Origin of the sequence: Paenibacillus sp. ICGEB2008 (assembly GCF_000307675.1) — a bacterium.
Lineage (GTDB): Bacteria > Bacillota > Bacilli > Paenibacillales > Paenibacillaceae > Paenibacillus > Paenibacillus polymyxa.
Genome location: NZ_AMQU01000006.1, coordinates 50,900 through 63,257 on the forward strand (window position 1 = coordinate 50,900; position 12,358 = coordinate 63,257).

Consider the following 12,358-nt stretch of genomic DNA (forward strand, 5'->3'; position numbering starts at 1 on the left):
AGGAAGGGGGAACGGGAATGGATTGGAGCCGCGCTAAAAACGTACTGATCTGTACATTTTTGCTGCTCAATGTGGTATTGGGTTATCAACTGTGGCATGATGCGCAGGAAACGGCCGGGCCGAATCTGGATTTTACTTCACTGGATGAAAACACGCAGCGTTTAATGGAAGAGAAAAGCATTCAGGTGCTGGCTCCGATTCCCGGAGATACCCCGCAGCTGCCCAAGCTGTCTTACACCTATGTCCATAGTGGAGAGAAAGATGAACTTGTGCAGCTGCTGAGACCAGTGGACAGCAAGCTGGTATTCACTCATGATGCGCTAGTGGAGGCTTTGGAGCCGCAAATCAAGGATATCGATAGCTATCAGTATGATCCGCTGGATGTCCAGGAGGAGTTCGTATCCGGACAGGCAGATGCTTTTGTACTGCATCCGTTGGTACAGGGCAAGTGGCCGCTCTTTAATGTGAAGCTAGCTCTGTTTTACAGCAATCAGAAGATTACAGGGTATCGCAAAATTCAGGTAGAGCTCCAGCCCTCGGATGAGGCAAAGAAAATGCTGCCTGCGTCCAAAGCCTTGGCGAGGCTGATCGATGGCTATTTGCCGCGTGACTCCGTAGTGAAGGATATCCGGCTCGGATATTACGGACAGACCTTTAACTCCGATAGCCAGGTGGCTGCTCCGGTGTGGCGGTTTATGCTGGACAACGGAAAAGGCGTGTATTATGTACAGATGAACGGAGATGTCATTAGTCCAAAGACAGAACATACAGAAGGGTCTTGAACAGATATGGGGATTTCTTTTACCGTGCTGTCGAGCGGTTCGACCGGCAACGCTACTGTTGTACGGAACGAAGACACGACATTGCTCATCGATGCAGGTCTCAGCGCAAAGCGTATTGACGAATTGCTGAAAGAACGCGATCTGAGCGGAGAAGAGTTGGATGGTATTTTGGTCACGCATGAGCATTCCGATCATGTTAAAGGACTAGGCGCCATGGCGCGTAAATATAATTTACCTATATATGCTAACGAGAAGACATGGTTTGCCATCAGCAACGCTGTTGGGCAAATTGCGGATGATAACCGCAGAATATTGGAGACAGGCGCGACACGGGAATTTGAGTCATTGCGTGTAGAGTCTTTTGGCATCTCCCATGATGCGGCTGAGCCCGTAGGATATAGCTTTTATGATGGGGCAGAGAAGCTTAGCGTAGCGACCGATCTCGGCTATGTCAGCGATAAGGTAAAACAAGCGATATCAGATGCAGATGTATTGGTGCTGGAGGCTAATCATGATGTAGAAATGCTGCGTATGGGCCGCTATCCTTGGAACATCAAGCGCCGTATACTCAGTGATATCGGCCACTTATCCAATGAGATGGCAGGTGCGATTCTTAGCGAGCTGTTGACCGGACGGACAAAGCGGACGTATCTGGCACATTTGAGCCGCGACCACAATATGATGGAGCTTGCGAAGCTGACCGTACGCGGGGCAATGGAGGACCGCGGCTGTTTTTACAAGGATAGTGAGTTTCGATTGTGTGATACGTATTATGATCGTCCTACACCTTGGGATAAGGTAAGTGAGCCATAAAGCTGTCCAGCTCGGCGGCTTTGCGCTCGACCTCTTCACGGGTCACTATGCCTTTGTCCACCAGTAGCTCAATCAATGTACTTAGCGCCAGTGTATTACGGTAGTGCTCGTCTTTCAAATCCGCAAGCTTGGCTGCCATGCGAACTTCATCCATAGCGGAACGATGGGAATTCATCCTATATTCCTCCTGTAAAAATATTTTTAAAATGGCGTGCAATAAGCTTGGTTCTGCCTGTGGTTTTGCCAAGTGCTGTGATACAATAAAGCTAACAACAGAAAGCTTTCTGAAGGAAGGCTCTCATCGAAAGTATAGGCTGCTTTAAGCGGACGGGAACAAGCCAGAACGTCTCTATGAGACGATCATTTTGTAATAGAATAGAAGACTTGTTACTATTGTAGTCCATTGGTTTGGAAATCATTCCTCTTTTTTCCTCTATTCGGGGTCAGATTCGGCGTGTATGCTAATTTATGAGATTTGGTTGCTTAGGAAGGTTCTATTTGTGGTGATTAATAAGTAGACCGGAACGATTAGTTGCTGAATTCCGATGGTAGGGGATATTCAATCCATTTGAGATGTTCAACGGAGCAGGTTCTCTGTAGCATAGGTTGGCGCAAGCCCGAATAGCCCTAATTTTTTAGTGAGTGTCGGTGCATGACAACGAAGGGGAGAGGATTAGCATGGGCTTGTTTGATGATGATTTTTATTCAACGAAGGTGTCCACACGTGCGGCTAAAAAAACGGCATTTAAGGCGCGTCGCGGAGGACGAGGACGTTGGCCGCACAGGAATCGTCGGGTAAGTCCGGTGCAGGCTGCTGTCATTAGCGGTGCGGTGAGTGCAGTGGTTTCCGTGCTGCTGTTCAGCTTTGTTACAGGTCTGCCCTCCACTACAGCGGTAACCGGAGCAAGTCATTATCCCTTGCGGCAAGCAGCGGGCGATCCGTATGATCGGATTGTGCAGGCGGCAGCCAAGGTACGCCCAGCCGTCGTCAGCATCGTAAACCTGAAGGGGGAAGACGGTAAAAGTACGGAACAATCCGCGCTTGGATCGGGCGTCATTTTCCGTGTGAGCTCAGGCAAAGCCTTTATTATGACAAACAACCATGTCATTGAAGGATCGGATGATCTGGATATTGTAACCGTAGACGGTGTCAGAAAAGAGGCGAAGCTGGTCGGAAAGGATCGCATTAGTGATATCGCTGTACTGGCCGTTGATGATAAAGGTATTAGCACAGTAGCGGATATCGGGGACTCCAGCAAACTTCGTCTGGGCGAGACGGTCATTGCGATTGGCAACCCGCTCGGATTGGGAGACACCCTGACCTCCGGCATTGTGAGCTATACGAATCGCATCATTCCGATCTCCATTAATCAGGATGGTGTATATGACTGGGAACAGCATGTGATTCAGACCGATGCAGCAATTAATGAAGGAAACAGCGGCGGAGCGCTGGTCGATCTGGACGGACGGGTGATTGGCATCAATACGATGAAAATCGCCGATACAGGTGTTGAAGGACTGGGCTTCGCCATTCCTGCTAATGAGGTAATGAAGACGGTGAATGAACTGGTTGAGGACGGCAAGATTACCCGCCCTTATCTGGGGGTGTACACGGTGGACCTCAATAATGAATATGCACCGCTGGATGAAACTCAGCGCAAGGAACTCAAGCTGCCTGACAGCGTCAAGGATGGAGCCGTTGTTCTGGAGGCCCATGGTCCTGCCAAGGAGGGCGGCTTGAAGCTGAACGATGTCATTACAGCGTTTGATAGCGAACCGATTAACTCTACGCTTGATTTGCGTCGCTACTTGTACGATAACAAGAAGATTGGCGATGAGCTGAAAGTTACTTTTTACCGGGGGGGCAAGGAAGAATCGGTGACGTTAAAATTAACAGATAAGCCGGAAGGCTAAGGTTGAATGATAGACTTAACTATAAAGAAGGCGCTCTCCGGCTTATTTCCGGGAACGCCTTTTTTTGATTTCTGCAGTACCTTGGATTAAGATGTCGTACCCGTCACGCGGGTTCCGCTCTTGGTGATTTTGTATGTCACTACATCGCTGCTCCAGAAGTGGAACTTCAACGTGACTTCACCATCCTTCACACTGTTAAAAAATTCAGGCAGCAGCTTGATGCCATTCGTATCATAGGCAGGGGCAAAAGTATTGCCAAACTCTTTATAAGGTGTCCAATCCTGTGGACCGGCATTGCCTCCATTCGTATACACGGCTTCCATCGTCGCAAGCTGGCTACCACGGAAGTCTGTTGGAATGGTAAAGGCTTGTGTAGTCCCTTCGACAGCACTTAATTTCGGTGTATCATACACGACGATTTTAAAATTCCAATCTGCCCCCTTATTAAACTTGGTGTTAATAACGGCATTCTCACCATATTTACCGGAAGTAATTAGGCTGGTGAGCAAGCTGGCTTTGAAGGTTAATGTGTCTCCGTTCAGCGTGTAGTCGGTATCCTGTTTCAGTTTTTTACTGCCGGCATGGAGTGATTTCAACTGGTTACCGTTCAGGTTTAAAGTGACCTTGGTATCCTGAACAGAAGAGCCTTTCTTCAAGTGAATGAGATCACTAGCTGCATTGGAGGAACGTCCTTTCAGGCTGGCCTTAATGACATTAAAGAGTTCAGGATCAGACCACTTGTAAGTGCTCCGATTCAAATGCTGGCCGTTATCCCAGAGCATGCCTGTTACTTTCTTCACTTTCATGTAATAAGTCAAAAATTCAAAAAACTTCAGCTTTTCGCCCTGTTCAATAACACCTGTATGTTTATCAAAACCGAGCAGGCCATATTCACCGACAATAACCGGAATCCCCTTGGCTACAAAGGTGTTATAGACATTATCAAAGGTTTGAATAATATCGTCTTGGGCAGCTTTATCAAAAGTTGTATTCCCGGCAATGTTCACACTGAAAGGCCAAAAGCCATAATAGTGAACAGTCGCAATCAGATTAGGATCGTTCAGCCCAGTAATCGTGTTGGCAAGTTGGCTGATCTTGGCTTGGGCAGGTGCAGCATCCAGACCGGATAGGACAAGGGGACGAGTGGCATTCTTACCACCGGAGGCGCGAACGATTTTGTGGAAGGATACATTTAGCTCATGAAGCATCTGATTCATTTTCGCTTCATCCGTTGTTCCCCCTTCAGAAAAGCGGGGCTCGTTAATACTTTCAAACATCAACTTGTTGGGCTGATTTTTAAAGCGGTCGGCAATTTGTGTCCATAATGCGTTATAGCGTGCTAACACTTCATCATGCTTGGGCTCCATACTGCTTACCCACGTCCATGAATCATGATGGACATTGATCATAACATACAAATTGGCATCCAGTGCCCAGCGAACAACCTCTTCCACACGGTTCATGTAGCAGACTCAACGGTATAATGGGGTGCGGCTCCAATATGCTTATCCCAGGTGACGGGAATCCGAATACTTTTGTACCCTTGGGCAGCAATTTGCTGGATCAAAGCTTGGGTAATGCGCGGATTGCCCCAGGCGGTCTCATCCGCCCCGACAGCATCCAGCGAATTTCCTAAATTCCATCCAGGCTGCATGGCTTCCACGTATGACAGCATATTGCTTGTTGCAGCAGCTGGTTGTGCTTGTTCGTCCGTTTCAGCAGCAGCGGCAACGGATGCGAACGTGGATAATAATAGGGTAATGGCAAGCGTCAACGACAGCAATGAAATGGGTCTTCGTTTTAACATAACAGGCCCCTTTACAAAGATATTTTTGAGAGCGCTTTCTAATAAAACACTATCATACTAATGCAATATGGAATACCTGCATAATTCCAGTAAAAATCATGTGTGAATTAGTTATTTTACAATTGTAAGCGTTATTATTGAAAAAATACAGAAATGAGTGTAGAATCTATGACCCTACGCGAAAGATGGATTCGCAAAGGGCTACTGAGTACGGAAGGGAGATGGAGCTAAATATGGGGACATGGAACACCGAAGAGGCCATTCGACGCTGGAATATGCATGCAGAAAATTTTACTGCTAAGTACACTGAAGAAGGGGATCGGTCTCGTGAAGTGCTGCTAAATCCTGCTTTGCAAGAGTGTATGGGACTGATCGCAGGCAAAAAGGTGCTGGATGCCGGCTGTGGCGAAGGTTATCTGAGCCGAAAAATGGCCAGGGCGGGTGCTTTGGTGGAGGCTGTCGATTACTCGACAGAGATGCTGAGGCTAGCCAAAGAGCGAACACCATCAGCGTTGGGAATTACATATCACCATGGCAATCTGGAGAAGCTGGAGATGTTCGGGGACCAGAGCTTTGATCTGATCGTATCCAATATGGTCATACAGGACTTGGCTCATTATGAGCAGGCGATTGCCGAAATGCGGCGATTATTAGTTCCAAGAGGCCGCTTTATTTTTTCTATTCTGCATCCGTGCTTTCTGACGCCGCAGAGTGGATGGGTGAAGGATGAGACAGGGAAAAAGCTGTATTGGAAAGTGGATCAATATTTCAATGAAGGCCCATTGGAGCAAGCGATTCCTTATGATCAGGAGGAAAAGCTTTTGTATTTTCACCGTACGCTAGGCAGCTATGTACAGGCCATTGTGGAGTCGGGTTTGTTGTTGGAAGGGATGATCGAACCGAAGCCGTCTGCTGATATGCTTGAGAAATATCCCCATTTCCGTGAAGACCTGAACGTCAGTAATTTTCTCATTTTTAAGACCAAACGTCAGGGATAGTGGGCAAGCCCTTTCCTTTCCGCGTCAAGTGTGGTAGAACAAAAGAAGGCGGTTTTGACACACCTACAACAGGAAGAGCTTCAAACGGAAAGGGATGCAACTGGAATGTACGTGGTATGTAAAGAGCATGTGGAACTGGCAATTGATATGTTCGTCGATGAATACGAGGATGCACCGGATGTCGTCGATCTCAAAGAAACGAAATTTTCGGATTGGGACCCTCCAGTGAAGTGCAAGGAATGTGAGAAAAAAGCAGAGTTTTTGGTCGTCTAAACAACAAGCACGGGCGTTTCGGGCAGAAACGTCCTTTTTGTATATATCCCCACCACGTACTGAGACAGGAGTGAACGTTGGATGGACCCTTTGCTGCATTCACTGTTTCGTCCGCTTCAGGTCAATGGAAGTGATCCCTATACATATTATATTGAGCAAAAGCCGTCTGCTGCGCTGAGAGCTTACGTAGCCTGCTATTGGGAGTCGGGTCCGGCTACCAGAGAAGTTTCTGAACGGAATATGGCAGTATCGGATAGAGGCGAAGCTTCATTAGGCTGGCTGGAGGAAGAAGAGGCAGTGGACCGGGTATTACCTGATGGTTGTACGGATATTCTATTAGAATACGACCCGCTGAGTAAGCGTCAGGAACTCTCATACTGTGGGACATTTACGAATCCGTTCGTGTCTACCAGACAAGCAGGGTCCGAAACACGTATTTTTGCAGTGCGATTTTTCCCCGGTGGAGCACACTATTTTCACGGCATGCCGACTCATTTGTTTACAGGCGGTAATTATCGCTTGGAAGACATATGGCCCGAGAATGTCGAGATCATAGGTGAGCGCATTTTGGAGGCACGAGACTTTAATGAACGGGTGCGCCTAATGGATCAGTATTTGAACCAGCTTCTACTGCGTCGTAGGACAAGCGATTGTGACCTGATGAAAAACCTGCTGCATCGCATCTTTGTGAGCGGCGGAAGTGTGGGGGTTAAGGAGCTTGCCGAGCGTGAGGCAATCAGTGAAAGACAGCTCAACCGCAAATTTGGGCAATGGATCGGGATCAGCCCCAAAAAGTTCAGTGAAGTCGTCCGCTTCCAGAGCGTTCTGCACAATATTCAGAATGGTGATTCTGTCGATTCGATGGAGTTGGCATTGAAGCATAACTTTTTTGACCAAGCGCATCTAATCCGTGATTTTCGCAGATTTTATGGAGCTTCCCCACTTACTGCAGCTAAGGACTTTCGGAAGTTGTCCGATTTTTACAATACACGTTCAGGGGCTTCGGCTATACTCAAAATATGAAGGAGAATGGCAAAGGAGAGATGAGGATATGAGTGGAACGCTACAAGTTCGTGATCATCTGCTGAATGAGTTGGAGACTGGAGTACGGACGGGGGAAGCCTTAATTCGTAAAATACGTCCAGACGATTGGAGCTTTCGCCCACAGGATAATTTCCGCTCGCTGTTGGAGTTAGTGCATCACTTTGTGCTTATTCCAGCTTCGGATCTTGCGATTATGCAGGAGAAGTCCGAGGGTGAAGTAGGAGAGATTGAAACCAGCCTGTCCGGGGTGGAAGATCCCGAGCGCTTAGCTGCGACTTTCAGGCAGAATTTTGAGGCATATAAGGCTTACATTCTTTCGCTTAGCGAAGACAATTATCTGAATCGTTCGACGAAGGCCTTTTATATGGAGCATGGGCATTTGCAGGTTCAATGGCAGATTGAGACTGTGACCCATGTGTTCCATCACCGTTCGCAGATCTACAATTATCTGAAGCAACTGGGACATGAAGTGAGCTTTTTTATGTTGTATGCTTAAGTTTTTTATATAAAAAGGTTTGAGGGCACCTGTGGGGTGCTCTTTTTGGTTTTATTTAAGACTTTTCAGGGTGGAATGGCTTAGTCGAACGCGCGTGAAATTTCTTTACTAACACGTCTAAGAATCCCGATTTGTTCTTTATTTAATCTGCTGGTGAGCGCAACAAACTCATCTATCGCCTCTTGCCGAATCATTTCGTCTGTAGTCATATGTTCTTCGGAAAACATCAATTCACTGATAGACACGTTTAAGGCGGTTAGCACTTTCTCCAGGGTATCAATCGAAAAGTTCCTTTCGCCACGCTCTAGTGATCCGATATATGCATCATCTAATCCTGAAAGCTCCGCAAGTTGTTGCTGTGTTAATCCCTTAGCCTTCCGAATTGCTCTAATTCTTTCCCCAACCGAATTTCGTAATTTTGTTATATTAACCACCTCATAACAAGCTTATGGAAGATGAAGTGTAAAAGTCAGGTAGAAGGGAATAGTTCAAATCTTTTTATGCTGTAACTCAACTAAACCAACAATGTTTTTAGTAATAGTAGTAAGAATTTCGAGTTCTGTTGTTTCTCTTGAATTTATGAGTAACATAAGTTCATTTATGATTTGTTTTCGATCCGTAGGTTCATCGAATTGAAAAAGTTCAAAGGCTGGAACTTTTAGCGCTAAAATAATTTTTTCCAACGTCTCCAATGAAATATTTCGATCTCCACGTTCTACTCCACCAATATAACTGTAATGAAGCCCTGCTGCTTCTGCCAGTTGTTCCTGTGTCCAGCCTCTAGCTTTTCTTAGTTCTCGTATTCGGTTTCCGACACTTTCTGGTAAACTCATGTAATCACCCCCACTTAAGGTTAGAAGAGGAGAGAATATCGTTACAGACCATCTTATGCAAAATAAATACACATATAACTGTACTTTTAAGTACTTTTTATATTGACCTTCTTTTTCACTTTCTATACAATTGGTTCTAAATGGAAATATAAGGAGGAATATCTTTGCAAACTTCTATCCTGAAATCACTCAAACCGGACATCATTGTTGAATTGTTAGAGTTGGCTGTGGCTTTTGAAAATTGGAAAAAGGTGATGGAGACGGCGGATATTTTGTATCAATGTGTCCAGCGTATCTACGAAGAAAGGCAGTATTATAAAGCAATGAAATTACCCATCCCGCATGTGAATTTAGAACGTCCGTTGGTATATTATTTTGGGCTCAGTCACTTGATGTGCGGAATGGCTCACCAGCACCAGGGTGCATATGAGCAGGCAAGGGAGTGCATCTATAAGTATGCTGAGCTAGGGTGGATGGAGGATTTAGAGGAAGAAGACAATCAGGTTGTCGAGGAATTAAGGTTTTTAGCCAAGACTAATTTATATGCAGTAGATATTTTGTCTGGAAATATAGAGCTGATCGAGGAATATGTAGCCTTTTTGCAGGATAATCTAGAGGAAATTTTACCGGGGCTAAATACCATATTACAGGCAGCGCTTATGTATCATTTGGACGTGACAGATATTTTACATACGTTTGCAGAGCAGATTGATGAGTTTGAAAGTTATGAAGACACAGAGAACATATCTTACTATTATAACTACTGCTATCACTTGGCCTTGTACCATCGCAAATGTAGCAGATTACAGGATGCAGTGGGGCTTACTGTACGGGCGATGCAACTGGCTGATCAGTCAGGTAATGATCGTAATTTCAAGAAATGTACAGCATTGTTCGAATCACTACGGGGATCAGCGACAGCGGAGCAAATCAGCGAATATCAACAGATGCTAATACGGTGTCTTGATGAATACGGAACTGAAAGCATTCCATTGTGATGAGGCCTAAATGAATGATCCGCTATGATCTGAAATGAGGATAGGCTCGTAACGGAGAGGAAAAGATAGGTAAGAGGCGTTTCAGATGCTAAAATAACTATGTTACAGGTATGTTTTTAAGTTAAGGATCGTAAATACGATTTTACATTATTAATCGACATAGATAGGGGTATGGAATTTGTTTATTCAGCTTATAGGTGTGGGGAAGTTAAAAGAGAAGTATTTGGTCATGGGCATTCAGGAATACGCTAAACGGCTGGGGCCATACATCAAGTTCCAAATGATTGAGGTAGCCGATGAAAAGGCTCCTGATACACTGAGCGAGGCGGAAGTCCGACAGGTCAAGGAGCGAGAGGGTGAGCGCATCCTTGCTCATGTGAAAAGTGAAGCACACGTCATTGTGCTTGCCATCGACGGCAAACTCTGGAGCTCGGAAGAACTTGCAGAGGAACTGGACAAGCTCGGCACCTACGGTACAAGCCATGTTGTCTTTGTTATTGGGGGTAGTCATGGTCTCTCTGACGAAGTCCTTCGCCGCGCCCAGCAGAAGCTGAGCTTCGGAAGGATGACTTTGCCACATCAACTGATGCGACTGGTTCTGGTGGAGCAGATTTATCGGGCGGTGAAGATTAATCGGGGGGAGCCATATCATAAGTAGGGCGAAATTTGCTCGCTGCAATACGTTGGATTGTCCCAAAAAAATTAATAGCAAGCGAAAAGTGAGGTAAACAGTAAAGGGAGCCGTCCCCAAATCATCGACTTAGGGACGGCTCCCTTTGATTTTCGCAACCTACCTTCTCCGGAAATTCAGGCGTGCTGCTGGTCCCCCCCCCTTCGGCATCTATAAATGACGCCCCTATTGCTTGTTTCGAAATTTCGCGACTTCGGGTTCAATTTCGGATACAAGTTTTTCGAGTATTCGATTAAATTGTTGTTTTTCATCCATCGTTAGAACATTTAAAAATACAGGCTGAAAATCTCCGGGTTGATTTAAAACTACTTTGCCGGCTTTAGTTAGCGTAATCATCATCGCGCGTTGATCCTCTTCAGATTTATACCGCTCGATGAATCCCTTTTTTTCTAGCTTTTTAATCATTTCAGAAGCAGATTGCGGGCGCATATCCAATTGATTGACTAATTCCTTTTGGGAAATACTTGGCGTCTGATGAAGGATACTCAATATTTTCCCTTGCCCTCGATTTGGAGAGGTAAACACGCTGCTGCCTTTAAGTTTGCTTTCTTTTAAGAACGTCGTAAGTAAATCATTATATTTCATGAAGTTAGTGGTTATATCGACGTTTAATTGTTTTTCATCCACAATAATTTCCCCTTATTTGTTCTCCGTCCCCCTCTATTTTATCAGGTCACCGAAGTAATTCAAATTATATTGTTGACAATTTAGTAAGGGTACCTTATATTATTGGAAAGGTACCCTTACTAAATGCGCAAAGGAGAAAACAGAATGACAGAGCTAGCCGTTTCAACTAAAGAGATCGTTAAAGAGTTTCCTAACAAGCGAGCAGTCGATGGTATTTCTTTGGATATTAAGAAAGGAGAGATCTTCGGTATTCTGGGTCCGAATGGTGCAGGAAAGACAACTTTCTTACGAATGCTTGCAACGATTACTAAAGTGTCAAAAGGCAAAGCAATGATTTTTGGCAAAGACGTCACCAAAGACGCTCAAAAGGTTCGAAGTTTGATTGGCTTGACGGGCCAATATGCAACCGTTGATGAGGAATTGACCGCGATGGAAAACCTGAAGCTCTTTGGGCAATTGAATGGTTTATCAGCGAGTCAATCCAAAGCGAGGGCTCTTGAACTTCTCAACCAGTTTTCATTAACCGAGGCAAAGGATCGACCGATTCGTGAATTTTCGGGCGGGATGCGTAGACGGTTGGATTTATCGGTGAGTTTAATCGTGAAGCCCCCACTCATTTTTCTTGATGAACCGACAACGGGCTTAGACCCACGCACACGAGGAGAGATGTGGGAAGTGATCCGCAACTTGGCAAGCGACGGGGCAACGATCTTGCTGACAACTCAGTATTTGGAGGAAGCGGATCAACTAGCAGATCGACTAGCAATAATTAATCATGGAAGAATCATTTCTCAGGGAACGCCGAATGAATTGAAGTCTTTGTTAAGCGATACCCATTTTGAAATTACTCTGGAGTATATGAGGGACGCCGAAAGAGCCAAAGGACTAATCAAGGCGGAGATCGCTCAGGAGGCCATGATCTCACCCGAAGGAACCAAATTGACCGTTAAGCTGGCAGACACGAAAGTGATGACGAGATTACTATTAGATTTAACTCAGCAAGATATAGAAATCAAAGAGTTTTCGGTTAGAAAACCGACGCTTGATGAGGTGTTTTTGGAACTAACTAAATAATTAGGGGG

Annotated in this window: 14 protein-coding genes and 1 pseudogene; 10 read left to right on the forward strand and 5 right to left on the reverse strand. The window is 45.5% G+C overall.

Annotated features, from left to right (window positions below):
* Window positions 1-17: 17 nt before the first annotated feature.
* Both yycI and C400_RS0103665 read left to right on the forward strand, forming a co-directional pair.
* Window positions 18-782: a two-component system regulatory protein YycI gene (yycI, locus tag C400_RS0103660; RefSeq protein ID WP_016822470.1), complete on the forward strand. Its 765-nt coding sequence runs from the start codon at window positions 18-20 to the stop codon at window positions 780-782.
* A 6-nt stretch (window positions 783-788) separates the two neighbouring features.
* Complete coding sequence (locus C400_RS0103665) at window positions 789-1,595, forward strand: MBL fold metallo-hydrolase (RefSeq protein ID WP_016822471.1); 807 nt, start codon at window positions 789-791, stop codon at window positions 1,593-1,595.
* Here the strand turns inward: C400_RS0103665 and C400_RS0103670 are convergent.
* Entirely contained in the window at window positions 1,564-1,770 is a 207-nt protein-coding gene (locus C400_RS0103670; protein WP_013373883.1) for a hypothetical protein, read from the reverse strand. The two genes, C400_RS0103665 and C400_RS0103670, sit on opposite strands and share 32 nt — an antisense overlap.
* 503 nt (window positions 1,771-2,273) lie before the next feature.
* On the opposite strand from C400_RS0103670, the gene C400_RS0103675 reads away from it, so the two are divergent.
* Window positions 2,274-3,509, forward strand: coding sequence for a S1C family serine protease (locus tag C400_RS0103675; protein ID WP_017425994.1), 1,236 nt, complete (start codon window positions 2,274-2,276; stop codon window positions 3,507-3,509).
* 86 nt (window positions 3,510-3,595) lie between these two features.
* Here C400_RS0103675 and C400_RS0103680 read toward each other — a convergent pair.
* Window positions 3,596-5,316 (reverse strand): annotated as a pseudogene (locus C400_RS0103680) (cellulase family glycosylhydrolase).
* A gap of 233 nt (window positions 5,317-5,549) precedes the next feature.
* Between C400_RS0103680 and C400_RS0103685 the strand changes: the two are divergent.
* The 4 genes from C400_RS0103685 to C400_RS0103700 all read left to right on the forward strand — a co-directional run bounded on the left by C400_RS0103685 (window position 5,550) and on the right by C400_RS0103700 (window position 8,127).
* Entirely contained in the window at window positions 5,550-6,314 is a 765-nt protein-coding gene (locus C400_RS0103685) for a class I SAM-dependent methyltransferase (protein WP_017425995.1), read from the forward strand.
* Between the two features lie 105 nt (window positions 6,315-6,419).
* On the forward strand, window positions 6,420-6,587 hold the full coding sequence (locus C400_RS26095; protein WP_013373879.1) for a CxxH/CxxC protein: 168 nt from the start codon (window positions 6,420-6,422) through the stop codon (window positions 6,585-6,587).
* Between the two features lie 81 nt (window positions 6,588-6,668).
* Window positions 6,669-7,610, forward strand: coding sequence for a helix-turn-helix domain-containing protein (locus tag C400_RS0103695; RefSeq protein WP_017425996.1), 942 nt, complete (start codon window positions 6,669-6,671; stop codon window positions 7,608-7,610).
* A gap of 28 nt (window positions 7,611-7,638) precedes the next feature.
* Complete coding sequence (locus C400_RS0103700) at window positions 7,639-8,127, forward strand: DinB family protein (RefSeq protein ID WP_017425997.1); 489 nt, start codon at window positions 7,639-7,641, stop codon at window positions 8,125-8,127.
* A gap of 80 nt (window positions 8,128-8,207) precedes the next feature.
* On the opposite strand, the gene C400_RS0103705 is transcribed toward C400_RS0103700, so the two are convergent.
* Window positions 8,208-8,561, reverse strand: a complete 354-nt coding sequence (locus tag C400_RS0103705) for a helix-turn-helix domain-containing protein (protein ID WP_017425998.1) — start codon at window positions 8,559-8,561, stop codon at window positions 8,208-8,210.
* A gap of 54 nt (window positions 8,562-8,615) precedes the next feature.
* Window positions 8,616-8,960: a helix-turn-helix domain-containing protein gene (locus C400_RS0103710; RefSeq protein ID WP_017425999.1), complete on the reverse strand. Its 345-nt coding sequence runs from the start codon at window positions 8,958-8,960 to the stop codon at window positions 8,616-8,618.
* 164 nt (window positions 8,961-9,124) lie between these two features.
* On the opposite strand from C400_RS0103710, the gene C400_RS0103715 reads away from it, so the two are divergent.
* On the forward strand, window positions 9,125-9,958 hold the full coding sequence (locus C400_RS0103715; RefSeq protein ID WP_017426000.1) for a hypothetical protein: 834 nt from the start codon (window positions 9,125-9,127) through the stop codon (window positions 9,956-9,958).
* A 178-nt stretch (window positions 9,959-10,136) separates the two neighbouring features.
* Window positions 10,137-10,616 carry a 23S rRNA (pseudouridine(1915)-N(3))-methyltransferase RlmH gene (gene rlmH / locus C400_RS0103720; RefSeq protein ID WP_013312768.1) on the forward strand — a complete coding sequence of 160 codons (480 nt, stop codon included), beginning with the start codon at window positions 10,137-10,139 and terminating at the stop codon, window positions 10,614-10,616.
* Window positions 10,617-10,814: 198 nt separating this feature from the next.
* On the opposite strand, the gene C400_RS0103725 is transcribed toward rlmH, so the two are convergent.
* Window positions 10,815-11,276: a MarR family winged helix-turn-helix transcriptional regulator gene (locus C400_RS0103725; protein WP_017426001.1), complete on the reverse strand. Its 462-nt coding sequence runs from the start codon at window positions 11,274-11,276 to the stop codon at window positions 10,815-10,817.
* A 144-nt stretch (window positions 11,277-11,420) separates the two neighbouring features.
* Here C400_RS0103725 and C400_RS0103730 point away from each other — a divergent pair, with 144 nt between their 5' ends.
* Window positions 11,421-12,350 (forward strand): daunorubicin resistance protein DrrA family ABC transporter ATP-binding protein, encoded by a 930-nt coding sequence (locus C400_RS0103730; protein ID WP_017426002.1) that lies wholly within the window; start codon window positions 11,421-11,423, stop codon window positions 12,348-12,350.
* The last annotated feature ends 8 nt before the right edge of the window (window positions 12,351-12,358 follow it).